The following is a 26,670-nucleotide window of genomic DNA, read 5'->3' as shown; positions in this document are numbered from 1 at the left end:
ATTTACAACTTCCGGTGATGAATCTCTTCCAGCGTCATGGATTTCAAATCTTCAACCAGCGCAACCAGGTGGGCAATCATGATTTCCCAGATTTTTTTCCCCTTTTCCGCACTGGCCTTTGTCGGATCCCCCATCACACCGCTGTTGGATATTTTTTGCGTGTAAGCATACCAGGAAACGCCGCGGATGGAGGTAAAATCGAGATAGCGGCTGGAAAATTCCGGAATTTCGGTACGGGCCCGGCTCATATTGACCAGATGCGGTCTTACCGCCAGGCTTGTGCTGGTCTCCATCTCACCGGCGTGAACGTCATTGGGCGTGTCGATCAAGGCATAGATATCCACGTCGCTGGTTTCACCGGTATCCACACAAACAAACACATGGGCATCGCGGTTGATCATCTGGGCGGCATAATTCAGTGCCGGGCTGTTGCCACCGTGGGCGTTGATGATAACAAGCTTGTTTATCCCGTTATGGGAAGCACTCATGCCGATATCATAAACCAGCTTGGCAAGGACATCGTTGCTGATGCTCACCGTTCCTTTGAACCCGTGATGATGATAGGCAACACCGTAGGGAATATATGGCAGCACCAGGGGTTTGGGATCGCTGCACGCTTCGGCCACGCGCAAAGCCAGGTAATTGGCATCATAGGCATCGGTGTCCAGGGGCAGGTGGGGACCGTGCTGTTCAATGGAACCCACCGGCAACAAGGCGGTATCGACTTTCTCGAGTCGGTCCCGGGCCTCAGGCCAGGAGAGTTCCCCCCACAGAAACTGCCTTTTGGACTTAGCCGTCTCTCCCTCCTCGGCCTCAGGGCTTTGGGCATCGATATTCAGCTCAAACACAAACGGCTGAGACAAATCGGCGCTGTTGAAAGGATTGAAGGACGTCCATTTTTTACCGACACGCTGCATGACACCATCGGCATGCTGCACGTAAATCTGCAGCAGGGAAATTCTCAAGTTCACGGGTATGGCATTCAGCGGCGACACGCTGGGATCGAACCTGAGATGCAGCACCTCCGGCCTGGGTCTGAAAAAATCCCGTCGATCCGGGGGCACCTCTATCAGTTTTTTTTGCATCAGCATCGCTCCCAGTTGACGAACACCGGGGAGCTCCTGGGCCACGCCCTTGGCAACGAACGCCTTCAAGGCATCCGCCACCTGACGCTCCCGGTACCCGCAGGCGGTGACGTCAACATCCAAGGCAGACAGCATGCTGACAATCCGGCGGCACTTTTCACATTTGCCGCAGGGTATGATGCGGTCGCCCTCCTTGTGGGCTGCATGGCACGAGGTCTGATGGCGTTGGAGCTCGGGATAACGCCGCGCTAAAATTTTCTGGATGAGCAGTTCCGACAGGGGCCGTAAAATGGAAAACTGGCTGATCGCCCATCCCTTGCGCATAAAATAGCGCGAAAGGGTCTGGTCGAAAAAAATGCTCTGATCGTACAGCCCATTATAGTGGGTTATCCCCTGATGTACCTTGCGGACGGACGTGTCGAATTCGTCTCCGATCAGTAACCTGCCGATGCCCCGTTTGCGCATGAGCGGCAACGCGCCGAAAAGGAACACCGCCACGGTCCAGAGACGGACAGGATATTCATCGGAGCGGACCCGGGTAAAATCCTTGCGAATAAACGGCATCCGCTGAAGCATCCAGGAAAAAAGCCTGTCCGAGTTCACCCACACCCTGGCGGTGTTCGGGATATTCTCTTGAAAGTGGCGGAATGCGTTCAGGGCCGTAAACCAGTGGCGGCCCGATTCGTTTACAAAAACGGGGTGGCATTCCAGCCCTATTTCGTTGATCAACCCGTAGCTGAGCAGACTGTCCTTGCCGCCGCTGGAAAGAATGCAGTGACGGTTTTGGTCCGTGGACCATTGCTGCCAGCGCGTGTCCGCATCCCTTTTAATAGACCCCTTGAACTCCAAGCGGGCGGCCGCGTACTTGTCCTTTTTTGTCGCCGTCATCCCGGTCACGGATCCCTGAAGAAACGGATTGGGTTCCAGAAATTTTTTGACATATATTTCCCTGGCCGTATTCTCGGCCATATCGCGCAAAAAAGACCGGTCGATTTGATCGTAACATCCGTGAAAGACAATCCTTTCGCAGAAAAGGCCGTAATTGAGGGCCACCTGGGCCGCCATCATGTCCGCCAGGTTTTTCGATTCTGTCTCTCCTACTCTGAACACCGGCTCCTCGAAGCTGTAGATCAGGTCGAAAACATCTTCTTTATCGTTAACAAACAACCGGTAAGGAGCCGTAAGACGGTTGCGCTCCAATTTTACCGGGCCGACTTCGAGGCGGTCGAACACTTTTAGCGCTGCAAATTGCGCCTGAGATTGTGAGGATAGGTTACCCATCCGCCGACTCCGGTACCGCTCTGTTCAGATAGCGTTTCAATTGCTTGACGAGTTTTTCAGGGCCGTCCCTGAGCACATCGAACGCCGGCCTGCCGACAGCCATGGCAACCGCGTCACATACAAAAGGTATCTGTGGATCGGAAAGCCCTTCGTGGTTTATGCACACGGCCGCGACCGGCTTGCCGCAGAGCAATTCTATCACTTGTATTTGTTGTGCCAGCGGCTGGATTGGATATCCGGGGAAGCCGTCATATTCCAATCTGGCCGGCGCATGCTGCAGCACGATCACATCCGGCCGCCCGGCGGCAAGAATCTCGAATCCTCCGGGATAAGCCGGGTTCATCAAGCTTCCCTGCCCTTCGATGACGATGACGTCCGGCTTTTCATCTTCCCAGGCCGACCAGACGGCATGTTCTATTTCACCGGATACGAAATCGTTTACCAACGAATCCATGATGACACTGTATCGGGCACCCTGCATCCAGGCAGTCTGACCGGTGCCGACAAGTACGGCATTGAGCCCGATCTTCTGAAATCCATGGACAATCTTCCAGGCAGTCGTACGCTTACCCACTGCCGAATCGGTTCCCAGAACGGCAATCTTCAGGGATGTTACCGCTTCTATTTTGCCCGAAAAAAAATGCAGTTGCGACCGCGGCGGCGGCTTGCGAATGTCCCGGATAACCGCATCTTTTTCTCTGGCGATCGCGGCCATTTCCGGGTCATCGGACAGAAAGTCGTGTAATCCGCAATCCACGTTCAAGCCCATTTTCAGAGCCGTTTGAATATCCTGGCGCTCTCCTGCCCCCAAACGCCCGCCGTCCGGTGCCAGCCCCACCACGAGATGAGTGGCCGGGGCCGAAGCGCGGGAGGCATGCGCGTGTGCTTCCCCGATCGATGCAAACACCGGGATGTCCCGCCGTTTCCCATCCAGTACGTCACCGGCATCTCGACCTTCATAGCGGGCGTCCACCACGGAAACAACCCGATACCGCTCGGTGAAACGCACCAGTCCATGGGCCGTCTTTCCGTTAAGCGTGTTGAACATCCCTTGGCAATACACAATGGCGTGGGCATCATTATTTTTCGTCATAATTTTCTTCCCGTCAAAACAACAACATATCGATCATTTGGTAAGGCTTCACTGTGGTGTTGATCCAACAGGGCGATCATTCCGGCCGAGGAGGCCGGGAGAGCCTGAATGCCCTCCTTTTCGCTAATCAGCCGGCTGCAGTTTCGCATGGCCCGGTCCGAAGCATCGGCGGCCCACCCATTGGTTTCACGGATGGCACCCAAGGCGTGATTGCCATCGATGGAATGCCAGTTAATCAGCGGTTCATTCACGCTGGTTTCATGTATCTTGACCGGATTCAGATCTTCACAGGATCGCTTCTTGTTTCTAAAGGCCTGTACAATGGGGTTCTTTCGGAACGATGACCCAGCGACAATGCGCGGCATGCGCGATGTTTTCCCTCTTCGGTACAGGCTTAAGAATCCTTTATATATCCCCGCCAGCGTCGTGCCGTTGGAGACGGGCACCGCTACAGCTGCAGGGGCGTCGCGCAGTTCGTCATAAATCTCATAGGCAATTTGTCCATACGCCTGCATCTGGCTGAGCATGTTTTCTCCGCCGGGGTTGGCGTCGTAGTATTCATGCTGCCGGGCTTGCTCTGAAGACACGTCCACCGCGCATTCGTAATCACCCTCGACGCGAACGATTTCGGCGTCGAGGTCCTGCATTTCCCGGATCCTGCGGGTGTGGTATTTTTCAGGGATGTATATGCGGCTGTGCAGCCCGGAAAACTTGGCCGCCAGCGCCATGGCAACGCCGTAGTTACCGCAGGTGGCCACGGTAATGGTGTCGTATCCGCGCCTCAAGGCGTCCATGGCCTGGGCAAAAGCGATACGGTCCTTTTGCGTTCCTGTCGGGTTGCCGCCCTCAAACTTCAAATATATCTGGCGCAATCCGACCTCGCGCTCGACGTTTCGCGCCCTCACCAGTGAGGTGTCGCCCACTTCAGACTCGAAAATATCTTCAAAGGCCTCCAGCCGTTTGTCCAGCGGCAACGTAGAATCCGCGGCAATCCTCAGTTTACTGTCCGTCTCCGCAACGACTTCCGCAACTTCACCTGAAGCACCGTCCAACAGATTGTACGGCCCATTGTGATCCTCAGCTACCGTCACCTGCGTCCCCCACATTTTTTCTCATATTCGTTGGTTGGTTCGAGCGCATATTTCCGTATCGTGACAACCTGCTTTTTCAGAGTGATCTCGCGCCGGCAATTGCTTCGTGGAAATGTAGAAACATGTGATTTCACACTGTCTGCAGGCCACCATAGCATTACTCGTGCCAAATTTTCAACATATTAATTTTATTTATATTTAAATGAATTAAGCGGACTCATTGCGAACATTTTCCGCCTAAACCCGAACTGATAATTCGGGTTCCGAAGACCAGGATTTCAATAATTTGAGTCCCATGCCGGGCATGTCCGATTGGTAATGACCCGATGGTTCGGGAGTCTGACGGTCATCACCGGCCGCAGCATGCTTCAACCCAGGTGCGGCCGGATGCACCCATCGAACTGCCGGAGCACTTTGCGCTCCACACCGGCGACACATCGGGGCCGAACTGGTGGTGGGAAGCCTTTGGCAGCGATGAACCCAACCGCCTGGTTGAGGAGGCGCTCGCCGGCAACTTCGATCTGCGCATGGCCTGGGCGTGTCTAGAGCAGGTCGATGCCGTCGCCCGCCAGGCCGGTGCCAACCGCATGCCTACCCTGACCTACAGAGGCGGTAGGGAATTTTAAGGGATATGCTGCCTGCCTGGCCCCGTTGCTGCGGAAACGCCGGGGGGATATCTGTTTGACAATGAGCCGATGCCGGGGTAATTCTATCCTAAATTCAATTTAGGTCTATGATGCCGAAACGTATCGGCCATAATTCCATCGAGTCCGTTAGGCCTTATCTCCATAATGCATATACAATCTCAGAAGGAGCATTCCATGAACGAATTGACGCCCGGTTGCGCCCAATGCCCCTATCAATGGCCGGAGAGGCTGTGCAACATCGAAAACGGTAAAGGTTTGGGATCCTGCCCCACGGTGAATGAAAAGAAGCTTCTCGACGAAAGCATGGCACTGTACGAAGATCCGCAGGCATCGAGGTTTGCCCGCAATGCATCTATCCAGGAAGCCGAATGCTACGAACACGTGGCGGGCGGCGGCGTCAAACCGCTGAAACCACGCATCCTGGAAATCGCCGAGTTCGCCGAAAAAATGGACTATCGGCGCTTGGGCCTGCTGTTTTGCGTGGGGTTGGCCGGGGAAGCCAGGATGGTGGACAAGTTCTACAGGGGCCGGGGGTTTGAGATGGTCTCCGTGGCCTGCAAGGCCGGCAGGACGCCCAAGGAGGCACTCGGATTAAAAGAGGAGCAGAAAATACACCCCAACACGTTCGAGTCCATGTGCAACCCGATCTACCAGGCTAAAATTGTCAACGACCAACGCGTGGATTTCAACATCCTGCTGGGACTGTGTGTCGGCCACGATTCCCTGGCTATCAAGCACCTGGACGCACCGGTGACGGTATTGGCGGTAAAAGACCGGCTGATGGGTCACAATCCGCTGGCGGCGGTCTACAACATGGGCAGCTACTACGCCTTTCTGAAAAAGTAGCATTGTGTCCCCGAGGCATCCCTCGAGAGCCGGGAGCAGCAGGACAAGAAGTGGGAAACCGTTTTGACATCTGATCGCCTTGACGGCAAAACTATTGTTACATTGATCGCCCCCCTGCAAAATAGGTGGCCAAGCAATCCGAAGCTCCGCCAATCCCGGGCCAGCCCTTCCTTCTACAGGCCTGCCTTGATTTATGGCAAATGTTTATATTATAGTCCTGTCCGAACCTCGGCGCTGCAAAAGCCTGGATCGAGATAAAACAGATACCGTCGATAGAGATTCCTTAGAGTACATCAGATGCAGATGCTGCAACAACAACCGGATCCGTCTTGGACGGCCGAAACGTTCAAAAGGTTCGCCGCTTATCTGTCGCGATCGGTGTTGAAATCCCCGGCCCGTATCGCCATTTTCGGTTTTGGCGCCGTTATCCTGACGGGGGCGTTGCTGCTGATGCTTCCGGCGGCATCCACGGCGACACCCATCGGGTTTGTCAATGCCCTTTTTACGGCCACCTCGGCGACCTGCGTCACCGGGCTTGTCGTGCTCGACACGGGCCGCGAACTGACCCGCTTCGGTCAGGTGGTGATTCTTGCCATGATCCAGGTGGGCGGGCTCGGGATCATGACCATTTCCACCCTGCTTTTGATGGTCGCGGGGAAGCGCCCCAGCATGATCGGCCGCGTCGTCATTTCCGATACCCTGACCCACAGCGGTGATCGCAGTGTCGGCAGTCTCTTGAAGGACGTCGCCCTTTTCACCCTGGTCATCGAAAGCCTCGGCGCCCTGGTGATGTTTATCCAGTTCCTCCCGGGAAGAACCAAGGGGGAAGCCGTTTATCTCTCCATTTTTCATTCCATCAGTGCCTTCTGCAACGCGGGTTTTTCGACCTTCTCCGACAGTTTCACGTCTTTCCAGGAAAACGTACCGATAAACCTGGCCGTCTGTTTTCTTATCATCAGCGGGGGAATCGGGTTCCTGGTCCTTTCGGAAATCCGCCACCGGCTCTCCGTCAAACACCGCCCCCTGTCCCGCCTGAGCCTGCATTCGAAACTGGTCCTGTCCTCCACGGCGATTCTGCTTTTCGTCAGCACCGTGCTTATCGTGCTCATGGAGTGGGACAATACCCTGACCCCCTTTCATCCGCTACAACGGTGTCTGGTCGGTTTTTTCCACGCGGTGAGCGCCAGAACCGCCGGATTCAACTCCATCTCCATTTCCGATATGTCCAACGAGGCCCTCTTTCTGATCATCCTCCTGATGATCATCGGCGCCTCGCCCGGTTCATGCGGGGGCGGCATAAAAACCACGACCTTCTCGTGTTTGATCATCCTGGGAATATCCCGGCTTTTCGGTCACGAAAAACCACAGCTCTTTCATCGGACCATTTCCCAGGAAAGCATCGGCAAGGCCGTCAGCATTGTAATGATAAGCATTTTCGTTATATTCTCGGCAACGATGTTAATGCTCATGACCGAGTTGGGGGAAGTCTCCCACCCCATGAGCAGGGGGAAATTCCTCGAGCTGCTTTTCGAGGTGGTCAGCGCCTTCGGCACGGTAGGGCTGTCCACGGGGGTGACCTCGGGCCTTTCCACCGCCGGGAAATTGATTATCGCAGGCGTCATGTTCGTCGGACGCCTGGGGCCGTTGATGATCGCCCTGGCAGTCAGCCGCCAGGGTATGCAACGCCACTATTTCGCTGAAGAAAACATTATGATCGGGTGAAGAAAATGAAGCAATATGCCGTTTTGGGATTGGGTAATTTCGGCTTCTATCTGGCCAGCCGCCTTTATGAGAAAGGCCATGAAGTGCTGGCCGTCGACAAGGACCAAACCCGCGTTCAGGATATTCGCGACAAGGTCAGCCAGGCCGTGGTGGCCGATACAACCGACCGCCGGGTAATGGAGAACCTGGGCGTCAGGGACCTCGATGCCGCCGTGGTGTGCATCGGTTCGGTGCTCAGCGATTCCATTCTGACCGTGCTCAATCTCAAGGAGATCGGGGTGAAGCAGGTGATCGCCAAAGCCATCAGCGAGCCCCACGGCAGAATTTTACGAAAAATCGGGGCGTCTGAAATCCTGTTTCCCGAAAAGGACATGGCAATTTCCCTGGCCGAACGCCTGCACAACCCAAACCTGATCGAGTACCTGCCGGTTTTGGAGGGCTTCAGCATCATCCAGCTCGCCCCTCCCAACGAATTTATCGGGAAAAGCCTGCGAGAGTTGAACCTGATCAACCGCTACGGGGTCCAGGTGGTTGCCATCAAAGAACTCGTCCCGGAGCGTCTGAACATGATTCCCACCGCCAAGTTCATCTTGAAGGACAGCGATATCATGATCCTGCTGGGGCCGAACAAAGCCCTGGAAAAGCTGCGCAGCCACGGTTGATCCTTCTGTTCGCGCGATTGACACGATATCAGATAATCAGGCGGACTCCCCCCAGTTCGGCAAGGCCGTACAGGAAATGGGTGCCCGGGGAACCGATGAACATCAGGTTCGTCGGAATGTTCCATTGTTTTGAAAGCGTCTCGATCATTTCCGGCCCGAATTTGCCTACCTGAACGACCAGTTCGATATCGATGCCGGGGTACGTTTCGTCGAGCATGTCGAGATCCCTTCTCAGGTTAGGCGCGATCTCACCCTTCTCCGGAATCACCGTAACCACCTTGAGGCGGTTGGTATGTTCATTTTGCTGGACGTACAAAATAGCCTTGTTGAGATTGGCCAGATTGTCTCCCCGGGTGAAGAAGACCACCTGCTGTGAATTGATCTCATCGATCTTGTCGCGCAGCATTCTGGAAATGAAGGTCATGCGGCCGATGAAATATTTGAGAATGCCTCTTACGATAAACAGACAGGCCTGAAGAATGATGATGCGGCCCAGCATAACGGATACGACCAGAAGGGCAAAGGCGAAGTACTCCAGAAATACCGCCAAATAGGGTGGATTCATCACGGCATTGCCGACCAGACCGGCGATGACGGCTGCCACGGCGACCAGGACGGACATCAGGGGCGCCACCGTGGGCCGGGGAAGGCCTGCACGTTTCGTTTTCAGAAATATGTTGCCGAGGCCGAACAGGGCCATGACCGCCAGAAAGGAGATGGTATAGACGCCGGCCAGCGCTTTCAACTGACCTTCGGTGATCAGAAAAATCGATACGCAAAGCATAAAAAAGGCAATGATGATCCGGTGGGTGGTCCCCCGGCGACCGGTCTTCAGTAAAAATTGCGGCAGGCACCTGTCAAGCGCCATGCGCCGCACGAGCCCGTTGACACCGATGAAACTCGTCAGCACTGCGCCGCTCAGCACAAGGGCGGCATCGACGGAAATAAGATCGGCCAGCCACATGCCGCTGGAAATCTGGGCCATGTGGGCCAGCAGGGCCTCCTGGTGCCCCCCGACATGGCCGATGGGTACCAGGGCCAGGGCCAACAAGGCCATCATGGGGTTGAAAAGGGTGACCGCCCCCCACATGTTTCTCAAGGTTTTGGGGAAGACCCCCTCGGCTTGTTCCTCCACGAAGTTGGCCGAGCTTTCGAAGCCCGAAATACCCAGCAGGGAAGCTGCAAAGCCGAAATAAAGGGCGGTGAACAATCCATCCGGAGCTCTTGTGCCCAGATTGCTCAGCAACGTCTCGACACCGGCACCGCTGATGTAAACGATGCTGGCACCAATCAGCAGCGTCAACGTCGTCAGGTGGAATATAAAAATAAAGATGGCCACGCGGGACGATTCGGTGATGCCGATGATCGTCAGTACCATAAAAAACGCCAGAACGCTGATCGTCGCCGCGGTAACCGGAAAGCCGTTCCACATGACGTGCACATAGTGCATGGCCTCACTGGCCGATATGACGGCTGTGGCCATGTAGGAAAGAAGCGTGAGGCAGGCGGCGATGGATGCCCGGTACTTGCTGGTGGTGTTCAACAGCGCATTATAAGCGCCGCCATTGAGCGGCAGCGCCCCTACCACCTCCGCATAGATGGATCGAAACAAGAAAAGTACGCCGGCCACCATCAGCAGCACCAGCGGTGCCCACCGGCCGGCATAGATGATGGCCAGGGCGGACACATACAGGCAGGATGAGGTTATGTCGTTACCGCAGATCGCCGTGGCGGCTAACTGCCCCATGCCCCCTTTTTTGTGTGCCGTAATTCCTTCGGGCACAGCCGGCACCGAGGACGCGGGTCCCGTTTCCTCATTCAGGACCAGGGCCGGCCCCTCTTCCGCCGCTTTTTCAGGTTTCCCGCTGGTGTTGCTCTTCATGTTTCTTGAACTCTCCACCCGATTCCACTCACACCCGTCGGAACGGTCCCATCGCTGGATGCCCTGAAAAACGGATTTCGTCCGCTGAATTTTTTGCTGGCCTAATCCTCGATACCATAACGCTTGATCTTGCGCCACAGGGATACCCGATCTATTCCCATGGCAGCGGATGCCTTGGTCTTATTCCCTTTGTGCTTCTCCAGCACCCACAGGATATAGCGCTTTTCCATTTCTTCCAGAGTGGGGATTTCACCAGACGCATGGCGATAGGTCTCTATGGTCAGCTGGTTGATATGGGGCGGCAGATCGGCCACCCGCACCACATCACCTTCGGCCATGGCCACGGCACGCTCGATGGTGTTTTCCAGTTCGCGCACATTGCCCGGCCAGCTGTAGCGGCTCAATAGCTCCATGGCATCCGGCTCGATGGATTTGATCTCCTTTTGCATGGCGACGCGCTTTCGGGCCAGGAAGAAATTGGCCAGCAGGGGGACGTCGCCTTCGCGTTCGGCCAGCGGAGGCAGTCGGATGGCGATGACATTCAGCCGGAAAAAAAGGTCCTGGCGGAAATGGCCGCCTTCCACGTCCTGCTGCAGGTCACGATGCGTCGCGGCGATGAAGCGGACATCCACCGGCACCGGAGCCGTTCCGCCCACCCTCAGCATCTCCCGCTCCTGTATGACGCGCAGGAGTTGAATCTGCATGGTGGGGGGCATGTCGCCGATCTCGTCGAGAAAAACCGTTCCCCCGGAAGCCGTTTCCAGCAGTCCTGCCTTGGATTGATTGGCCCCGGTGAAGGCCCCCTTTTCATGCCCGAACAACTCGTTGGCCATCAACGCCTCGCTGAAAGAACCGCAGTTGAAGGCCACGAAGCGCTTCGAGGCCCGGTCGCTCAAGTCGTGAATCGTCTGTGCAATGATCTCCTTGCCAGTTCCGCTTTCGCCGAGAAGGAGGACGTTGGCGCCCGATGGGGCGATGCGCTGGACGGTTTTCAGCACGGTTTGCATGGGGGGGCTTTGGCCGACGACCATCGGTTTGGCCCGGCCCGTTTTCAAACTCTCCTTGAGCTGCAGGTTTTCGAGCTGGAGGCGGCGTTTGATGAGGGCTTCGCTGACGATTTTGCGAATGGCCTCTATCTTGTACGGTTTGGCGACATAGTGGTATGCACCGGCTTTCAGGGCATTGACGGCCGAGTCCACCGTGGCATAGCCGGTGAGGATGATCACTTCTGTCAGCGGGTGCCGGCGGCGGCTTTCGGCCAGCACCTCCATGCCGTCCACTTTTTCCATTTTCAGGTCTGTGAGGACCAGGTCGAAGGTTTCGGCCGCCAAAAGGGACAGGGCTTTCGACCCGCTCTCTGCCGGCGTCACCGTATAGCCCTGCTTATTTAAAATGTGAACCAGGTTTTTGCGGGCGATGGCTTCGTCTTCCACCACCAGAATGGACCCTTCATTTTGAGTCGTCATGATTCGTTCCCATCGGCAGACAAACCGTAAAGGTGGTTCCCTTCCCGACCTCGCTCTCTACCGAAATCCGTCCGCCGTGTTTCTGAACGATGCCGTGGCAGATGGCCAGGCCCAGGCCCGTGCCCTGCTGGTCCAGGATGCCGTCATAGGGGCGCATGTCGCTGTCGGATTTTCGCAGGCCCTCCTTGGTGGAAAAAAAGGGGTCGAAAATTTTCGAAAAATTTTCGCCTGGAATGCCGCAACCCGTGTCGCTGATTTCGATGCAAAAATCATGGCCGCTGCGCTCAAAAGCGCTGATCGTGAGCGTCCCCCCCTGGTCCATGGCCTGGATGCCGTTGAGCATCAGGTTGATCAGCACCTGCTGCATGCGGCGAAAATCCAGGGCGGCCTGGATGTCGTTTTCGATGTTGAGATCGACCGACACATTCGCCGGCAGTTCTCCCTTGATCAACTTGAGGGTGTCGTCCACCAGAGATTTTATCGCCACCGGCTTGATGGAAAAAGCGCTCTGGCGGGAGAATTCAAGCAGGGCCCTGACGATGTCCCGCGCACGCACTACCTCCTTTTCCGCCCCTTCCAGCAACTCGCGCTTGAAGTCGAGATCCTCGTCCTCCAGCTCTTCGAGCACAATCTGAAGAGAGGTGGAGATGTTGTTGAGCGGATTGTTGAGTTCGTGGGCCACGCCGGAAGTGAGCGTTCCCAAGGAGGCCATTTTCTTGGCCTGGATCAACTCCTGGTTGCGGCGGTTCAGCCGGTTGATCATGTGGTTCAGGCTGTCGACCAGGGATTCGAATTCCTGGCCGGCCCCAATGGCCGGGATGTTCTCGTAGTGCCCCGAGGCAATGTCCCCGATAGCGCTTTCCAGGGCTTTGAGAGGACGGTTGACATTGAGGCGGAAAAAAACAAACACGAAAATGGACAGGATCAGCAGACCGCCCAGGGCCATGAAGTGGTAGAATCTGGCGTCCCGAATCAACCGGCTGATCTGCTGGCGCTCGACCTGCACCATGGTTTCGATCTCTTCGGTTATTTCGCGGCCCAGGACCCGGATGGCTTCCTGCTCGGGCACGGGCCCTGAAACGAAACCCTGTATTCCTGCCTGCGAGCTGGCCAGAGCGCCCATGGAGGCGCCGTAATCCTTGAGGTGGACCAGACGTTGATCCAGATCCGGGGTGGCGGCATACTCGCCGTGGTGGGCGATGATATCCTGCAATTTATCTTCGGCCTTGAAGATAAAGACCACCGCTTCTCCCAGATGGGAGGCATTGCCGGTCAAAAAATAGTTTTTCTCATAGCGCCGGGCTTCCAGGATGGTGTTGAGCAGGTCTTCCTTTTTTTCGATGATGCGTAATTTTTCGTTGAGGGTCAGGCCGTTGTGGAAATTAAGCAGCCACAGAATTCCCGCGACCAGAATATAGGCCACGATGGTCAGCTCGACCTTTTTGCGGATGCTGGTCTGCATGAGCGCTTTTTTAACGGCGGTCACAACCCCCTTATGTTTGTCATATGTCTCTGCATCACGCATAATACGGCAATTCGATTTCGCAGATCAGATCCTTGACACCGGGTATTTTGGAGACCCGGGCCATGATGTCCTGCTGCAGGTCTTCCCGTATGCGGGTCTGCACGCGCTGCTGCATCCCCGGCCTTGTAAAATCGGTTCCCCGCAGTTTCTTCCCCTTGACCTTGACCGTGACGATACCGCCGGAAACGGCCACATCGGCCTCGCAAAGGTCGGCCAGCGCGGTTCTGACATGACCGACCATGGCCAGGTCGTCGACGTATCCCTTCGACTGGGCGGTGGTCTGGAAGCTCTCCCTGGCCGATGCGGCGCAAATCAATTCGCTGGCATCCTCTATGGTCAAACGGCCGATGCTCAGAACCATATCATAAAGACGGGGATCGCTCATGTCTTTTTTGTAAACCGAACGATACCATTCCTCACGTTGCTGGTCTTCCGAATCTATCAAGGCAACCGCTTCGTCGCGGGAGATATCGCGTGTTTTGCAAACCAGGGCCACGCGATCCTCCATTTCGGCGATCACGCGAACCTTGAGGACGTGTCGGATGCCTGAGAGGAAAAGGTGGCCGGCCATGCCGTGGTAGACCACATTGTCATTCCTGACGTGGTCCAGCAGGGCCGCCCGGATGCAGTCCAGATAATGCTGCCGTTCATGCGAGCGGGTGACCCTTTCCAGAATTCCGGGAGCGTCGTGAATCGATGACGACAGCCGTTTTTCCGGAATGTCGCAGGCCTCGGATGCTTCCAGCAGTATTTCCTTGCTGATGACTTCATAGCCCAGGGCGGCCCCTACGCGCTCGGCGATTTCCTTGCCGTGGCTGTAGCATCCCCTGGATATCGTGATAATTGACATGAGAATATTCCCTTCGATCGATATTGAGTGCCGGTTATCGTCTGCTTTTGCAACCGGCAGGTTTATTGGATTCCATAGAAAAAGTACAGTATCGTGAGCTCCACCGCCAGAAAGAGCAGGGTCATGACCGAACCGGCCTTGGCATAGTCGGTGGTGCGGTAACCGCCGGGACGCATGATCAGGGCGTTAACCTGGTGCGTGGGCAGCACGAAGGTGTTCGACGCCGAAAGCCCCACAACCAGGGCAGCCATGCGCGGGTCGCCCCCGGCCATCACCGCCATGTTCATGCACAGCGGCACCAGCAGCACCGTGGCACCCACATTGGAGATAACCAGGGTGAAAAAGGAGGTCAAAACGCCTACGGCCCCCAGGAGCACGATGGGTGACGGCGAGCCGAGAATACCCAGGAGATTTTTGGCGATGAACGCGGCGGTGCCGGTCTTCTCGAAAGCCATGCCCAGCGGTATCAGCCCCGCCAGGAGAAACACCGTCATCCAGTCCACAGAGCGGTAGGCTTCGTCGATGGTCAGGACACGCGTGATGATCATGCCCAGTGCGCCGGACATCAGGGCCACGGCCAGGGGCACCTTGAGGAAAATGATCTGCGCCAGGGCCAACGCCAGCCACATGACCGCCAGCTTGGCCTTTTCCGGCCGCAGGATTTCTCCCTCCAGGGGCGTGGCAAAGGTGAGGCTGCGGGGCTGGGGCTGATTTTTCAGAATATGAAAGCGGTCCCAGGGGCCGAACAGCAGCAAGGTGTCGCCCATGCTCAAGGGAATCTTGGTCAGTCCACTGTAGAAAACACGCCTCCCCCTGATCAGCCCCAGGGGATTCAGGTTGTAGAGGTCCTTGAAGTTCACCTCGCTCATGGTTTTGCCTATCAGCTCCGACCGGGGCGAAACCACCGTTTCCGCCATGCCGGCACTGGTGCGGGCCAGGATTTCTGCGAATGCTTCCAGTCCCGGCCTGATTTCCCATCCCATGTCGGTAGCCAGGCGGCGAACGTTGTCCTCCCGGCCCACCACAGCGATGTCGTCTCCGCCCATGATGTTGTCGAAACTGTGCGGCACCAGGTTTTTGTCCCGCTTGCGGGCGTGGTTGATCGCCACCACCGTCACCAGATATTTGCCGCGAATGTCCAGTTCGGCCAGGGTTTTCGGTCCGTCGAAATTATTCGGCAGGTGGATCTCGAAGGCGCTTTCCAGGGCGTTGTACACCCCCATCAGGGAAGCGGTGACCCCGCGATCGGCTTCTCCCTTGGCCGCGGGCAGTACCAGCCGGCCGAAAACCAAAAAGTAAATAATGGCCGTGGCCAAAAGACAAAGCCCTATGGGTGTCTGGGTGAAGAGGCCGAACGGCTCCAGTTTTTTGCCGCCCAGTACCATCAGGTCATTGAGCAGAATGGTCGGGCTGGCCCCCACCAGACTGACCGTGCCGCCGATGATGGCACAAAAGCCCATGGGCATGAGAATGCGCGAAACGGGTATATCCATGCGCTTGGCGATCCGTTGAGCCGCCGGCATGAACAAGGCTGCCGCGCCGATATTCTGCATCATGCTGGAGATGACACCCACCGTGCCCGATATCAGGCTGATGACACGGTTTTCGCTGTTACCGGCGAATTTGACAATCGGCCCGGCCACCTGGTTCATGACACCGGTCTTGTCCAGACCTGCGCCGATGATGATGACCGCGATAATGGACACGACCGCGTTGCTGCTCAAGCCGACAAATGCTTCCTTGGCCGAAATCAGACCGGTCAGGGGCAGCAAAACCATCATGATAATGCCGACCACGTCGACTCGGACCCATTCGAAAATAAACAGAATCACCGCAAATGCCAGAATCACGAGAGTGAGTACCATTTCAGGCGTCATTAACAAAAGTCCTTTCCCAAAAGCCGGTGCCGGGGCATCGCCCGCACCGGAAACAACGTCAGGAAGCGGTTTGACATTTCCAAACCGCTTCCGATAAGTCCGGTTTATTTACTTTCTTTGCGAAAATAGAAGCAAAGGCCCATCAGCAGCAGAACGAGTCCGATGCCTAAATAGAATTGAAAATGCATTTTTCCCTCCTTTTGGCACATCCGTGCACACGTCCGCTTTTTGTGAAACGGACGCTCCCCTCCGTCAAACGCTGCGGTCCGACGTTCCCTGACCTGAGCATTTCGAGGGGGGTGCCGATTGCGTGTCAAATCATGGAATAGACGTAAACCTGCTGGCTCGGGCGCTGTGCGTCGGAGACGCGTTCTTCGGAAGCTGCCGGTTGTTCGTCGCTGATGACGAAATCGATATGGTCGTATTCCCGCTGGATCATTTCGAGGGCTTTTTCCGGCTCGCTGAATTTGACCACATGGCAGAAAGGAATGCCCACCCGTTCGGCGTCCTGTTTGAAACTTTTTACGTTTTCCGCCGACAGCTGCTGGAATTCATCGCACAATTTTTTCTGGGAGGCGGCAAAAGGCTTGAATGCGTTGCAGGATAATGGCGCTGCATTGAGGGCGACGATTTCGTAGGACATGCGCCGGGCCATATCCAGGGCGTAATCGATCACCTTCTGTGAAAACATCGTCTCGTGGCCGACAACCAGCAGTTTCCCGGAAACGGCGGGCTCGGCCGCTTTGAATTGCTTTTCTTCCACCAGGGGGTGGCCTGCCTGGGCAAAGGTGATGTCCTCCTGGGTTTTCTCCACTTTGCCCACGATTGTTTTGGTGCGTGATTTAATTCTATCTAGAAAGGTTCCCACGTTGGCCTCCTTCTTCTTTTGGTCTCGGTACCAAGTCTTTGACATACACAAGGGGTATGGCCAGTCTGCTCAACAAGCCGGAAACGAGCTCCGCCGCCGGTGCGGGCGCCGATGCGGTTTTACGTCCGAATCTCAGCGAATCGTAGATGGCCAGGATGATGTTGTGGTGTTCTTCAACATAGCGTTCGAGTACGGCATCGGGGTCTTCACCGGTGACGACGCAATTATAGCCCACGGTTGTGTCTATGTTGTCCGGAATCAGCTCTTTTACCCGTCGTTCAGCCGTGGCACGCAGGGCATCGGCAAGTTCAGGCGTTCCGGCCTGGGCATAGGTGGCCGTGACCATAGCGTCCTCCACCAGATCGCGGGCGCGGTAAATGCCCCTTTTTATTTTGCTCAGGCCTGCGGAATACCGCCGCGGACGAACGATCTGGAGGATGTCCAGTCCGGCTCGCACGGGTTCGCACAGGTCCAGGGCGTAATCCAGAGCGTTTTTATGGGCCGCCATCCCCTCGACAGCCAACAAGATTGTTTTCATCGACCACTCCTTCGGTAAAAAATGCGTCTGTTCACATGCGCAGGGTAGGACGCTGATTGGTCGAGACGGAGGCCTGGACCCGGGAGTGATGCCGGGCATAACGCTTTTCCTCGTCCATAAACCAGCGGGCCGTGTCCCAACAGCCGGCCTCCGCAAAAGTGGCCGCCACCATCCAACGTTCCAGACGTGCCATGAATTTCATCAAAGTCTGCATTTCATTCACCTCCATTGGTTTTGAAGCGGGCATGAATGGCCGCTCCGTGCACTATACCTAATCAATTTCTGTGCCAAGCCGCGAAATATATTTTAACCGCTTGAAATTAATTGATAAAAATACAATATGCCCCGAATGGCGATTTTCGGCGGCCGTTGCTTTTTGCAACGGGCATACCCATATCTTATATAAATCAAACTATTTCAATTAGTTGTAACTGTTACACAATGTTCGGATGACCGTTGCAATGTGCAACGATAACGATTGGCCATTTAATACCCTAGCGCATCACTTGAAAATCCTGAATGGGGTTGGTGAGCGCATACTTGTGTGATATGCTTCCACTCCAATTGACGGCAAAGGCTCTAGCCCGGTCAAACCGGAAATTCCAATCTCGAATATCTAAATGCTAAACATGATGGGATTTGAACAAATTAGGTACGAAAACAACGCCCGCCGCCGGAAGACGAAGAGAAAAACATGAGGCTGTTCAAAAAGGACGAAAACGACGTTACTCCTGGTTTTACGGAAATCGATGAAATGCACCAGGCGATTCAGACCGCCGGCATGCCGCCGGATGTCCTCAAATCCGTTTCCAAGGAGATCGACCGCATCGCGAAAATGGGCCCCGGTAGCGCGGAATACACCATCGGTATCAATTACGTCGATTTTTTGACCAGCCTGCCCTGGGACCGGTCAAGCGAAGACCGCCTGGACCTGGAGGCAGCCAAATCCATTCTGGATTCCGAGCATTACGGGCTGGAGGACCTGAAGCTCCGCATCCTGGAACATCTGGCCGTGCGGATCCTGCACGCCACGCGGCGCCCCAGGATGCTGGTGGTCGACGATGAGAAAATGACGCGCATGAACCTGGAGCACGTGCTGGAAAAGGAGGGCTACGAGGTCCTTACGGCCCGAAACGGGGCCGAAGCGCTCGATTTACTCGTCCAAAACAGGTTCGACGTGATCCTCACCGACCTGAAGATGGACAAGGTGGACGGCATGACGTTGCTGGCGCAGGCCAAACAGGACCACCCGGATACCGAAGTCATCATCATCACCGGCTACGCCACCGTACCCACCGCCGTGGAAGCCATGAAAAAAGGTTCCTATCAATTCCTGGCCAAGCCGCTCAAGCTGGACGACATACGCCGCACGGTAAAAAAGGCGCTGGCACCCAACCGGGACAAGTTGAAAGCGGCCGGGCCGGTCCTGTGTTTCGTGGGCCCGCCGGGAACCGGCAAGACCTCCCTGGGCATGTCTATCGCCCGCAGCCTGCAGCGCAAATTTGTGCGCATCTCATTGGCCGGCATGAAGGACGAGGCCCAGTTGCGCGGTCACCGGCGCAGTTACGTGGGCGCCCTGCCGGGCAGGATTATCCAGGAACTGCGCCGCTGCGAAACCAACAACCCGGTTTTCATGCTGGACGAACTGGACAAGATCGGCCAGGATTTCAAGGGGGACCCGGCGGACGCCCTGCTGGAAATCCTGGACCCCCAGCAGAACCCCCACTTCATGGACCACTATCTGGATGTGCCCTTCGACCTGTCCATGATCATGTTCATCGCCACCGCCAACCACCTCGACAATATTCCGCCCCCCTTGCTGGACCGGTTGGAGATATTGTGGCTGTCCAGTTACACCGAGGACGAAAAGGTCCGCATCGCCTTCAATCATCTGATCCCCAGGGAACTCAAGGCCGCCGGACTGCGCGACGATCCGGTCCGTTTTGACGAGGGCGCCGTGCGTAAGATCATCCGCGACTATACGCGCGAACCCGGCCTGCGCAACCTGCAGCGCAAACTGGCCGCCATGTGCCGTAGAATCGCCCTGAACCGGCTCGACGGCAACCTGCACCAGTCGACCGACGTGATCGCGGAGGGAGACGTGGAAAATTACCTGGGACCGGCGCAGTTTTTCTTCGAGGTTGCCCAGGCAAAGGATCGCGTGGGCGTAGCCACGGCCCTGGCCTGGACCGATGCGGGCGGAGAAATCGTCTTCATCGAAGCCACCAAGATGCGGGGCAGCGGCAACCTGATCCTGACCGGCTCCCTGGGTTCGGTCATGAAAGAATCGGCCCAGGCCGCCCTGAGCTACATCCGCAGCAACAGCCGGCGTTACGGCATCGCCGACGATTTTTTCGAGCAGCACGACCTCCACATCCACGTGCCGGCCGGCGCCACCCCCAAGGACGGGACCTCGGCCGGGCTGCCCATCGCCATGGCGCTGATATCGTTGATCACCAACCGCTGCTGCCGCCGCGAAACCGCCACGACCGGTGAGCTGACCCTGACCGGCCGCATCCTGCCCGTGGGTGGGATCAAGGAAAAGCTGCTGGCCGCCCACCGCGCCGGCGTGCGCACCGTGGTGCTGCCCTCTAAAAACAGCGTCAGCCTCAGCGACGTCCCGCAGGAGGTCCGCCAGGCCCTCGACGTCCTGACCATCGACGAACTCGACGCCGCCATCGATTCCGTCCTGCACAAAGAAAGGCAGGCGGCAGAAAAATCGGGCAAGAACTAACGTCGCCTCCAAACGCCCTCCCCCCCGCGGCGAGTCGCTTGGTATCGTCCGATCGAAGAGCCTCATTCAATCCGAAATCGCTATCGAAACGACCCAATCCCGATTTCGATAGCGATTGAACACTCCCCGCAGCAAACCGGCAATGCGCCCGCCGTCGCAATTCAGCGCATTGATGAAACATCCCCCGGTCGATCCGCCAACAGAAACAACACAATATATAGTAGAAAGCGTGACAAATTGATTTTAAAAAAAGAAAATGTCGTCCACTTTTATGTAATATTTTTTACATATGAAACAAACCTCAGCAAAATTGAGTAATTTATATCCCAATCATCTGTTCTTGTTATAGCTCGACAATCTCAACTGCCTGTCATTTTTAACTTTATTATTTATAGCATTCGGCACGCCTGTTGCATTACAAGCATATAATCCATATTTTTTCATGTTTTCACACCCATGAGAAACCTATTTCCGCGCGGATGACCGCCGCTCCCGGCGGTTGGAATCAGGAACCCGAATGGAGGTGTGCCATGGCAAACAATTTCAAAATATTCAAGCACCGCACCGGCGAAAGCCTGCACCTGAAACTGTCAGGCGACTTCGATGGCAGTTCCGCATCCGAGCTACTCAATCTTTTGAAAAAAGACGGTGACCAATGCTTCAACGTCTTCATCAACACCTCGGACCTGAACCACGTCCATTTTTTCGGTAAAAACGTCATCAGGAGCCATGCCGGCATTTTCAGCAAAGCGGATATCAGGATCCATTTCATCGGCAAAAGCATCGGTCTTGGCGCCGCTCTGAACTAGGCCCTGGGGTCGTGAATTTTATTGACAGCCTTTTAAGACCCCGCTAATATCCCCGCACCATGAACAAAAGAACGTCAACGAACGATAAACAACGACGGTCGGGTTCCGAAAGGCGCCTGAAGTTCATCACCCCCTATGTGGAACAGATCTACCAGGGTGAGGAACAGCGCAAAAACAGCGACCGCCGCAGCGGTGAGGAGCGGCGTAAAAAGCCGCGCAACTAGACCGCAGTCGATACTTTTGCCTAAGCGCTGCAAAAGCCTGAGGGCTTCAGAGCCAGACGCCTGAAGGTGAAGTCCTACTATTTTACCCCGTCCCGGCGAAGCCCGCAGAGCGAAGTCGGATTCGAATCCTCAGCAACCACGCCGAGGCGTGGCAGCGCTGGATATAACGTCCTCAGGCTTGTCGGGCGTAGCTGAAAGCGAAGCCTGAAGGTCAACCACCTGTTCGAAATGAAAAAAATCCCCGATACGCTGTTTCACAGGGCATATAAGCTCGCCCATGCGGGCCTGACCGTGTTTGCGTTCCTATTCAGGCCCGCCGTCAGGGGGGTGAATGTCGTTATCCGGGGAGAGGGCGGGCTGCTGTTGGTCAAAAACAGCTATCGCCGGGGATACACCTTCCCGGGCGGATACGTCAGAGGCGGGGAAAAACCGCGAGCGGCCGCGGTTCGGGAACTGAAAGAAGAGGTGGGGATCACCGCATACCCCAACCAGCTGAGGCACGCCCGGCAGTACCGTTTTACGGTCTGCTACAGGCGGGAGACCGTCGACATTTTCGAAATGACCCTGGAAAAGGACACACCCATTTCCATCGACAACCGGGAGGTGGTGTGGGCCGGTTTCGTGCCGTCGGAAAGCATCCTGCTGCAGGGGCTCTGTTTACCGGCAGAGGCCTACCTTCGGGATGTGGCCCGCACGAACAGATGATAGCGGGCGGGGAATGCACATCCGACAGCGTTTATTTTCGTCTTAATGACCTCCTTCATTATTGAACCCTGCCCGGTGCTTTATGAAGGGATCTAAAAGCATAACTATCAATTATAATTCATAAAATCAAATGGATGCCATTTTTTCAAAAGCTTGACACAAAAAACAGCATCGTTTAAGTATGGATGACCAATCGTTGGGCAGCTGCCGTCAGGCCAACGGCTTTAACCGTCTCCTCCAACTCGTTCAGAAGGCAAGATGAAAAGGGTCGCAGACCTTCAGCGCAATACGTTGTTCAAAATACTCGAGAGCTCCTACGACGAAATATTCGTCACCGACGCCGGGGGCGTCGTCATCTATGTAAACCCGATCTGCGAACGCCATTACGGGTTGAAATCCGCCGATGTCCTGGGCCGCAGGGCCGAATCCCTGGTCGACGAGGGGTACTACTCCCCCCCCATCATTCACCGTGTCATGCGGGAAAGGCGGCAGGTCAACATCGTCCAGAAAACCAACATCGGCAAAACCCTGCTGGTGACGGCGACACCGGTATTTAGTGAAAACGGCAAGCTTGAAATGGTGGTTCAGAACGCGCGGGACATCACCCAGCTGGAAATCATCAAGCAGGAGTTGGAAAAGGCCAACCGGCTGGTGTCGGAATTTCGGGATGAAATCAACCCAAAACTGAATTCCGACGTGGGCACCTTCGGCCTGATCGGGCAGAGCCCCCGGTTCAAGGAGCTGATTGCCTACGCCTCTCAGATCGCACCGATCGACGCCAGTGTCATCCTCCTGGGCGAATCCGGCACCGGAAAAGGGGTCCTCGCCAGATACATTCATGAAGTCAGCCATCGATCGCAGCATCCCTTTGTAAGCATCAACTGTGCCGCTATTCCCAACGAACTGATCGAAACCGAACTGTTCGGTTATGCCGGCGGCGCCTTCACCGGCGCCCACCCCAAAGGCCGCATCGGCAGGATCGAGCTGGCCGGCGGAGGGACGCTGCTGCTCGATGAAATCGCCGAACTTCCCCTGCACCTGCAGGCAAAACTGCTCGAAGTCGTTCAGGAGAGACAGCTCACGCCCGTTGGGGGAAACCGGACCAAATCGCTGGACATCCGCATCATCTGCGCCACCAATCGGGACCTGCATGCCATGGTGGCCAACCAGACCTTCAGGAGTGATCTCTACCACCGCCTCAAGGTGATCGAAATCGAAATCCCCCCTTTGAAAGAGCGCTCCCAGGATATCCTGCCGCTGGCCAACTACTACCTCGGTCAATTCGACAAGCAGTTCGGAAAAATTCACACCCTGTCTTCCGAGACAGCCGATGCCCTGCTGGCATACCATTGGCCCGGCAATATCAGGGAACTCATGCACACCACTGAACTGGTCGCCGCCACGGTCGACAACGGTGAAGTCAAGCCGGGAAATCTGCCACCGGCGTTCTCCAGGCAAACCGTCACTACATTTCAATTGGACGGCGCCCCCCAGGGCCTCGACGCGGCTCTGGAAAGCCTTACCCGCAAATTGGTCGTCGAAGCCTACCACATGCTGAAAAGCTCCTATAAGGTGGCCGCTTATTTAAACATCAGCCAGAGCAAGGCCCACCGCCTGATCCGGAAATATGTCGGTGCTTCGCGCAAAGAATCACGGATCAACCGCAAAGGATCGACCCTATATCGACTTGATTAATTCATTTTTAAATTAAGAAAAATATTTTTATTACTATACCCTATAATAACGAATGGTTAAAATTAGGGCTATTTTCTATATAATAATTCAATTATGATTCATACGGCATCATAAAAAAAACATCGAGCCGCTCAGAGCACCACCGGGCACGCCCCGGAAGCACTTACTGACTGATTTTAATAGATTTTTTATGCCGGGTGTTCGACACCGCCACCTGTGCCGTGTGGCACAGAAATTGCTGAGCTGAGAAGGATTGAATGTGACGGGTCGGCGCGATGATGTCACGACCGGCTCGCAAAAACACCCTGCTGTATTTACCTGATCACCAGTGAAAAGGAGGTACCGATGAACCAGATTATCGCTTTCTGGGTACACCCCAGATCCATCTCAACCGGGTTCGAGCGCATTTTCATCGAGAGAAACGATTTCAAGGTCCTGCACGAACCTTTCAGTGCCCTTTACTATGTGTATGAAAAACGGGTCGACTGCCCCGGCCAGCACATCGACCCCAGCGCCCCCATGAGCTATCCGGACATCAAAAGCTGGATCCTGCGCGAAGCCGAGCAGACGCCGGTTTTTTTCAAGGACATGTGCTACCACCCCTACGATCATGTCGTCCAAGACCCGGACTTTCTCAAACAGATGACCAACACCTTTTTGATCAGAGATCCCGAGAAAACCGTTTTGTCCAACTATGTCATGAACCCGGATGTCACCAGCGAGGAAATCGGCATTGAACTGGAGTACAACCTGTTCATGAAAGTCAGGGAAATAACCGGTAAAACGCCCGTTATCATCGACGCGGATGCGCTCGAAGACGACCCGGACGGCGTTACCCGGGCCTATTGCGAGGCCGTCGGCATTCCTTTCATACCCGAAGCCATGCAATGGGAAGCCGGGCGCCATATCCAGGCGTGGGACTCGTGGAAAGAGTGGCACGTGGACGCCACGGAAAGTTCAGGCATCCAGAAAAACATGGAAACCTTCGATTTCGGATTGGACGACAGGCCACGCTTGCGCGAGTACTATGAACATCATCTGCCGTTCTATGAAAAAATGCGTTCACACTGTCTGTCGGCCTCCTGACAGGGGTCGTTTTTCTCTCGTCGAGCTAACCGAGTCCCAGAGATTTCGTTCTCTTTTCTTGAGAGGATCGATACGCCATGAACCTTCATTCGGAATTGAACAACGACGCTCTCACGCAAACCATCCGCCGGTTGATGGAGAGCCATTACGATTTCGGCAAACTGACCCGCGTCGAGGGAATCACGGGCGGATATTGCAACAAAAGTTATGCGGTCTGGATGGCGGATGCCCCGCGAAATCGGCGTTTATTCCTGAGGCTGTACAACCCTCATGTCGCCGAAAAAGAGATCCGCTTCGAACACGCCCTGGTCGATCACCTGCGTTCCAATGGCTTTACCAAGGCGGCCGCCGTCGTTCCCGGCAGCAGCGGCGAAACCCTTGTGCGTACGCCCCCGCCCGAAAACCACAACGGCGCCCGGGCGCTATGGGCGCTGTTCGAATTTCTTGACGGAGAAGACAAATATTCATGGACCCATACCGATCTCACCGACAGGGAATTCGCCAGTGCCGCCCGGGTTCTCGCCCATCTCCACCACTGCGGGCATGGCTTCACACCGCCCCCCGGAGCCAAGCGGGTGCAGCCCAAAATCATGACCTTCCTGCCCACGTTCGAAACAAGCTGGTCCACCTTTTATCGCCGGCGCGAGGAACGTCGCTGCGATCGGCTGTTCGAACAAAATTTCGAAACCATCTTGACGACCGTGAGGCATCTGGTTGAACTGGAATCAGCCTTCCAGGGCATGGTCGAACTGCCGGTCCACTGTGACTACCACCCGGGAAATTTGAAATATCACGATGAAAAAGTCATCGGCATTTTCGATTTTGATTGGTCGAAAATCGACTACCGGCTGTTCGATATCGCCCTGGGCCTGGTCTATTTCACCAGTATCTGGGATCAGCAAGTGGTTGCGCTGCGGCAGGACAAATTCAGCCTGTTTTTGCAGACCTACAACCAGGCATGCCGGCAGTTCAGCCATGTCAACCCCTTGACCGCCCAGGAAAAAAAATACCTGACGGCCATGCTGGCGATCGCCAATCTTTATGTTCTCAATTGGGACCTGGTCGACTTTTACAATGCAGCAGAGCCGGACGATGACGAGTATTACGCCTTCATCTACCACAACATCGGGCTAATGCACTGGTTGACAGGTAATCAACGGGAGATAGACCGGTCGATCGTCCGAACGTTGGGGTAAGCCAAGCTTGAATCAACGACAAGAATTAAGAGCAGATCTCTACCGATTGCCATAAGTCTATTCCGCAATAGAGACACGCCATTCGGAGCGTTTTTTTCTGGCAACCACTCTAATAGCTTGTTTTTTGTATTCAGACGCCTTGACGCTGAAGCCCTCAGGCTTTTGCAAGGATGGCGTAAATAGCGTCTTGAAACCAATTCGCTCTTGGTGTAATCTGAGTCGAATCTTTCTAATGCAGGTGACAACGGAACAGCCGGTTCCAATGGGAGAAGGCCCCTTACCCACACGCAAGTCGAGTATATGAGCATGGCAGATGCGAAATTTGAAAAAGTGACTCGAACCGACCGGGCCCTGTACGGCCCAGAAAAACTAGTCCTATGCGGGTTTCCGTCGGAGGCGCAATCAAAATTCAAAGCCGTGCTCGCCATGGCCGGTCTGCAAAACATCCCGGTCGTCTGGGCGACGCAACAGCAGGCAGACAGCCGTCTGGGCGATCTTTTTACCCTGCCGCCGGAAGCCGGCCGGGGGATCTCATCGACCTTGCCGCGTGCGATCATCGTTGCCGGCATTACGGAAAAAAAACTGCACGTCCTCATGGCCGTATGCCGGAAAACCGGAATGAAACCGGCACTGTGGGCCACCCTGACATCCACCTCGGAAAACTGGCAGCTGAAGGAGCTTCTCGCGGAATTGTCGGCCGAGCGCAAGGCCCTGGGAAAGCGATGACCCCATCCGGTCGGTCCCTGCAGTCCCTGAATGCCTAATGGATTGAAATCAGCAGAATCGTG

The 26,670-nt window shown here is 55.5% G+C and carries 23 protein-coding genes; 12 read left to right on the top strand and 11 right to left on the bottom strand.

Annotated features, from left to right (window positions below):
* Window positions 1–2: 2 nt before the first annotated feature.
* The 3 genes from LJE94_17770 to LJE94_17760 are packed head-to-tail and all read right to left on the bottom strand — an operon-like array spanning window position 3 to window position 4,550.
* Window positions 3–2,366: a creatininase family protein gene (locus tag LJE94_17770; protein MCG6911952.1), complete on the bottom strand. Its 2,364-nt coding sequence runs from the start codon at window positions 2,364–2,366 to the stop codon at window positions 3–5.
* Complete coding sequence (locus tag LJE94_17765) at window positions 2,359–3,459, bottom strand: DUF1611 domain-containing protein (GenBank protein ID MCG6911951.1); 1,101 nt, start codon at window positions 3,457–3,459, stop codon at window positions 2,359–2,361. The genes LJE94_17770 and LJE94_17765 overlap by 8 nt, the downstream gene beginning before the upstream one ends.
* Window positions 3,456–4,550 (bottom strand): pyridoxal-phosphate dependent enzyme, encoded by a 1,095-nt coding sequence (locus tag LJE94_17760; GenBank protein MCG6911950.1) that lies wholly within the window; start codon window positions 4,548–4,550, stop codon window positions 3,456–3,458. Before LJE94_17760 ends, LJE94_17765 begins: the two co-directional genes overlap by 4 nt.
* Before the next feature lie 326 nt (window positions 4,551–4,876).
* On the opposite strand from LJE94_17760, the gene LJE94_17755 reads away from it, so the two are divergent.
* From LJE94_17755 to LJE94_17740, 4 genes are all read left to right on the top strand, one after another.
* Window positions 4,877–5,176 carry a hypothetical protein gene (locus LJE94_17755; GenBank protein MCG6911949.1) on the top strand — a complete coding sequence of 100 codons (300 nt, stop codon included), beginning with the start codon at window positions 4,877–4,879 and terminating at the stop codon, window positions 5,174–5,176.
* 195 nt (window positions 5,177–5,371) lie between these two features.
* Window positions 5,372–6,043 carry a DUF1847 domain-containing protein gene (locus LJE94_17750; protein ID MCG6911948.1) on the top strand — a complete coding sequence of 224 codons (672 nt, stop codon included), beginning with the start codon at window positions 5,372–5,374 and terminating at the stop codon, window positions 6,041–6,043.
* 303 nt (window positions 6,044–6,346) lie between these two features.
* Window positions 6,347–7,765 (top strand): TrkH family potassium uptake protein, encoded by a 1,419-nt coding sequence (locus LJE94_17745; GenBank protein MCG6911947.1) that lies wholly within the window; start codon window positions 6,347–6,349, stop codon window positions 7,763–7,765.
* Window positions 7,766–7,770: 5 nt separating this feature from the next.
* A complete protein-coding gene (locus tag LJE94_17740; protein ID MCG6911946.1) occupies window positions 7,771–8,427 on the top strand; it encodes a TrkA family potassium uptake protein in 657 nt (218 codons plus the stop codon).
* Window positions 8,428–8,455: 28 nt separating this feature from the next.
* Here LJE94_17740 and LJE94_17735 read toward each other — a convergent pair whose 3' ends face one another.
* From LJE94_17735 to LJE94_17700, 8 genes are all read right to left on the bottom strand, one after another.
* Window positions 8,456–10,174 carry an APC family permease gene (locus tag LJE94_17735; GenBank protein ID MCG6911945.1) on the bottom strand — a complete coding sequence of 573 codons (1,719 nt, stop codon included), beginning with the start codon at window positions 10,172–10,174 and terminating at the stop codon, window positions 8,456–8,458.
* A 236-nt stretch (window positions 10,175–10,410) separates the two neighbouring features.
* Window positions 10,411–11,775 (bottom strand): sigma-54 dependent transcriptional regulator, encoded by a 1,365-nt coding sequence (locus LJE94_17730; protein MCG6911944.1) that lies wholly within the window; start codon window positions 11,773–11,775, stop codon window positions 10,411–10,413.
* Entirely contained in the window at window positions 11,759–13,261 is a 1,503-nt protein-coding gene (locus LJE94_17725) for a HAMP domain-containing protein (protein ID MCG6911943.1), read from the bottom strand. The genes LJE94_17730 and LJE94_17725 overlap by 17 nt, the downstream gene beginning before the upstream one ends.
* 31 nt (window positions 13,262–13,292) lie before the next feature.
* Complete coding sequence (locus LJE94_17720; GenBank protein ID MCG6911942.1) at window positions 13,293–14,150, bottom strand: cytidylate kinase-like family protein; 858 nt, start codon at window positions 14,148–14,150, stop codon at window positions 13,293–13,295.
* A gap of 62 nt (window positions 14,151–14,212) precedes the next feature.
* On the bottom strand, window positions 14,213–16,027 hold the full coding sequence (locus LJE94_17715; protein ID MCG6911941.1) for an anion permease: 1,815 nt from the start codon (window positions 16,025–16,027) through the stop codon (window positions 14,213–14,215).
* A 313-nt stretch (window positions 16,028–16,340) separates the two neighbouring features.
* Entirely contained in the window at window positions 16,341–16,895 is a 555-nt protein-coding gene (locus LJE94_17710; protein ID MCG6911940.1) for a hypothetical protein, read from the bottom strand.
* Complete coding sequence (locus LJE94_17705) at window positions 16,876–17,433, bottom strand: hypothetical protein (protein ID MCG6911939.1); 558 nt, start codon at window positions 17,431–17,433, stop codon at window positions 16,876–16,878. The genes LJE94_17710 and LJE94_17705 overlap by 20 nt, the downstream gene beginning before the upstream one ends.
* A gap of 31 nt (window positions 17,434–17,464) precedes the next feature.
* The gene (locus tag LJE94_17700) at window positions 17,465–17,647 is read right to left on the bottom strand and encodes a hypothetical protein (GenBank protein ID MCG6911938.1); all 183 of its coding nucleotides are present in this window, start codon (window positions 17,645–17,647) and stop codon (window positions 17,465–17,467) included.
* 480 nt (window positions 17,648–18,127) lie between these two features.
* On the opposite strand from LJE94_17700, the gene lon reads away from it, so the two are divergent.
* The 8 genes from lon (at window position 18,128) to LJE94_17660 (ending at window position 26,608) form a co-directional block, all read left to right on the top strand.
* The gene (lon, locus tag LJE94_17695; protein ID MCG6911937.1) at window positions 18,128–20,167 is read left to right on the top strand and encodes an endopeptidase La; all 2,040 of its coding nucleotides are present in this window, start codon (window positions 18,128–18,130) and stop codon (window positions 20,165–20,167) included.
* A gap of 530 nt (window positions 20,168–20,697) precedes the next feature.
* Window positions 20,698–20,976 carry a hypothetical protein gene (locus LJE94_17690; protein ID MCG6911936.1) on the top strand — a complete coding sequence of 93 codons (279 nt, stop codon included), beginning with the start codon at window positions 20,698–20,700 and terminating at the stop codon, window positions 20,974–20,976.
* Between the two features lie 59 nt (window positions 20,977–21,035).
* Window positions 21,036–21,200 (top strand): hypothetical protein, encoded by a 165-nt coding sequence (locus LJE94_17685; protein MCG6911935.1) that lies wholly within the window; start codon window positions 21,036–21,038, stop codon window positions 21,198–21,200.
* Window positions 21,201–21,428: 228 nt separating this feature from the next.
* Complete coding sequence (locus LJE94_17680; protein ID MCG6911934.1) at window positions 21,429–21,905, top strand: NUDIX hydrolase; 477 nt, start codon at window positions 21,429–21,431, stop codon at window positions 21,903–21,905.
* A gap of 258 nt (window positions 21,906–22,163) precedes the next feature.
* Window positions 22,164–23,600, top strand: a complete 1,437-nt coding sequence (locus LJE94_17675) for a sigma 54-interacting transcriptional regulator (protein ID MCG6911933.1) — start codon at window positions 22,164–22,166, stop codon at window positions 23,598–23,600.
* Window positions 23,601–23,945: 345 nt separating this feature from the next.
* A complete protein-coding gene (locus LJE94_17670) occupies window positions 23,946–24,686 on the top strand; it encodes a sulfotransferase family protein (GenBank protein ID MCG6911932.1) in 741 nt (246 codons plus the stop codon).
* A 77-nt stretch (window positions 24,687–24,763) separates the two neighbouring features.
* Window positions 24,764–25,882 (top strand): phosphotransferase, encoded by a 1,119-nt coding sequence (locus LJE94_17665; GenBank protein ID MCG6911931.1) that lies wholly within the window; start codon window positions 24,764–24,766, stop codon window positions 25,880–25,882.
* Between the two features lie 306 nt (window positions 25,883–26,188).
* Complete coding sequence (locus LJE94_17660) at window positions 26,189–26,608, top strand: DUF3783 domain-containing protein (GenBank protein ID MCG6911930.1); 420 nt, start codon at window positions 26,189–26,191, stop codon at window positions 26,606–26,608.
* Window positions 26,609–26,670: the final 62 nt, after the last annotated feature.

The organism is Deltaproteobacteria bacterium (genome assembly GCA_022340465.1).
Taxonomy (GTDB): Bacteria; Desulfobacterota; Desulfobacteria; order Desulfobacterales; family B30-G6; genus JAJDNW01.
This window is presented reverse-complemented; position numbering and strand designations above follow the sequence as displayed.

Coding starts and splice junctions, on each gene's coding strand:
- LJE94_17770 (MCG6911952.1), bottom strand. CDS start 2,366: ATGGGTAACCTATCCTCACAATCTCAGGCGCAATTTGCAGCGCTAAAA.
- LJE94_17765 (MCG6911951.1), bottom strand. CDS start 3,459: ATGACGAAAAATAATGATGCCCACGCCATTGTGTATTGCCAAGGGATG.
- LJE94_17755 (MCG6911949.1), top strand. CDS start 4,877: ATGGTTCGGGAGTCTGACGGTCATCACCGGCCGCAGCATGCTTCAACC.
- LJE94_17750 (MCG6911948.1), top strand. CDS start 5,372: ATGAACGAATTGACGCCCGGTTGCGCCCAATGCCCCTATCAATGGCCG.
- LJE94_17745 (MCG6911947.1), top strand. CDS start 6,347: ATGCTGCAACAACAACCGGATCCGTCTTGGACGGCCGAAACGTTCAAA.
- LJE94_17740 (MCG6911946.1), top strand. CDS start 7,771: ATGAAGCAATATGCCGTTTTGGGATTGGGTAATTTCGGCTTCTATCTG.
- LJE94_17735 (MCG6911945.1), bottom strand. CDS start 10,174: ATGGGGCAGTTAGCCGCCACGGCGATCTGCGGTAACGACATAACCTCA.
- LJE94_17730 (MCG6911944.1), bottom strand. CDS start 11,775: ATGACGACTCAAAATGAAGGGTCCATTCTGGTGGTGGAAGACGAAGCC.
- LJE94_17720 (MCG6911942.1), bottom strand. CDS start 14,150: ATGTCAATTATCACGATATCCAGGGGATGCTACAGCCACGGCAAGGAA.
- LJE94_17715 (MCG6911941.1), bottom strand. CDS start 16,027: ATGACGCCTGAAATGGTACTCACTCTCGTGATTCTGGCATTTGCGGTG.
- LJE94_17705 (MCG6911939.1), bottom strand. CDS start 17,433: ATGAAAACAATCTTGTTGGCTGTCGAGGGGATGGCGGCCCATAAAAAC.
- LJE94_17700 (MCG6911938.1), bottom strand. CDS start 17,647: ATGCAGACTTTGATGAAATTCATGGCACGTCTGGAACGTTGGATGGTG.
- lon (MCG6911937.1), top strand. CDS start 18,128: ATGAGGCTGTTCAAAAAGGACGAAAACGACGTTACTCCTGGTTTTACG.
- LJE94_17690 (MCG6911936.1), top strand. CDS start 20,698: ATGGCAAACAATTTCAAAATATTCAAGCACCGCACCGGCGAAAGCCTG.
- LJE94_17685 (MCG6911935.1), top strand. CDS start 21,036: ATGAACAAAAGAACGTCAACGAACGATAAACAACGACGGTCGGGTTCC.
- LJE94_17680 (MCG6911934.1), top strand. CDS start 21,429: ATGAAAAAAATCCCCGATACGCTGTTTCACAGGGCATATAAGCTCGCC.
- LJE94_17675 (MCG6911933.1), top strand. CDS start 22,164: ATGAAAAGGGTCGCAGACCTTCAGCGCAATACGTTGTTCAAAATACTC.
- LJE94_17670 (MCG6911932.1), top strand. CDS start 23,946: ATGAACCAGATTATCGCTTTCTGGGTACACCCCAGATCCATCTCAACC.
- LJE94_17665 (MCG6911931.1), top strand. CDS start 24,764: ATGAACCTTCATTCGGAATTGAACAACGACGCTCTCACGCAAACCATC.
- LJE94_17660 (MCG6911930.1), top strand. CDS start 26,189: ATGGCAGATGCGAAATTTGAAAAAGTGACTCGAACCGACCGGGCCCTG.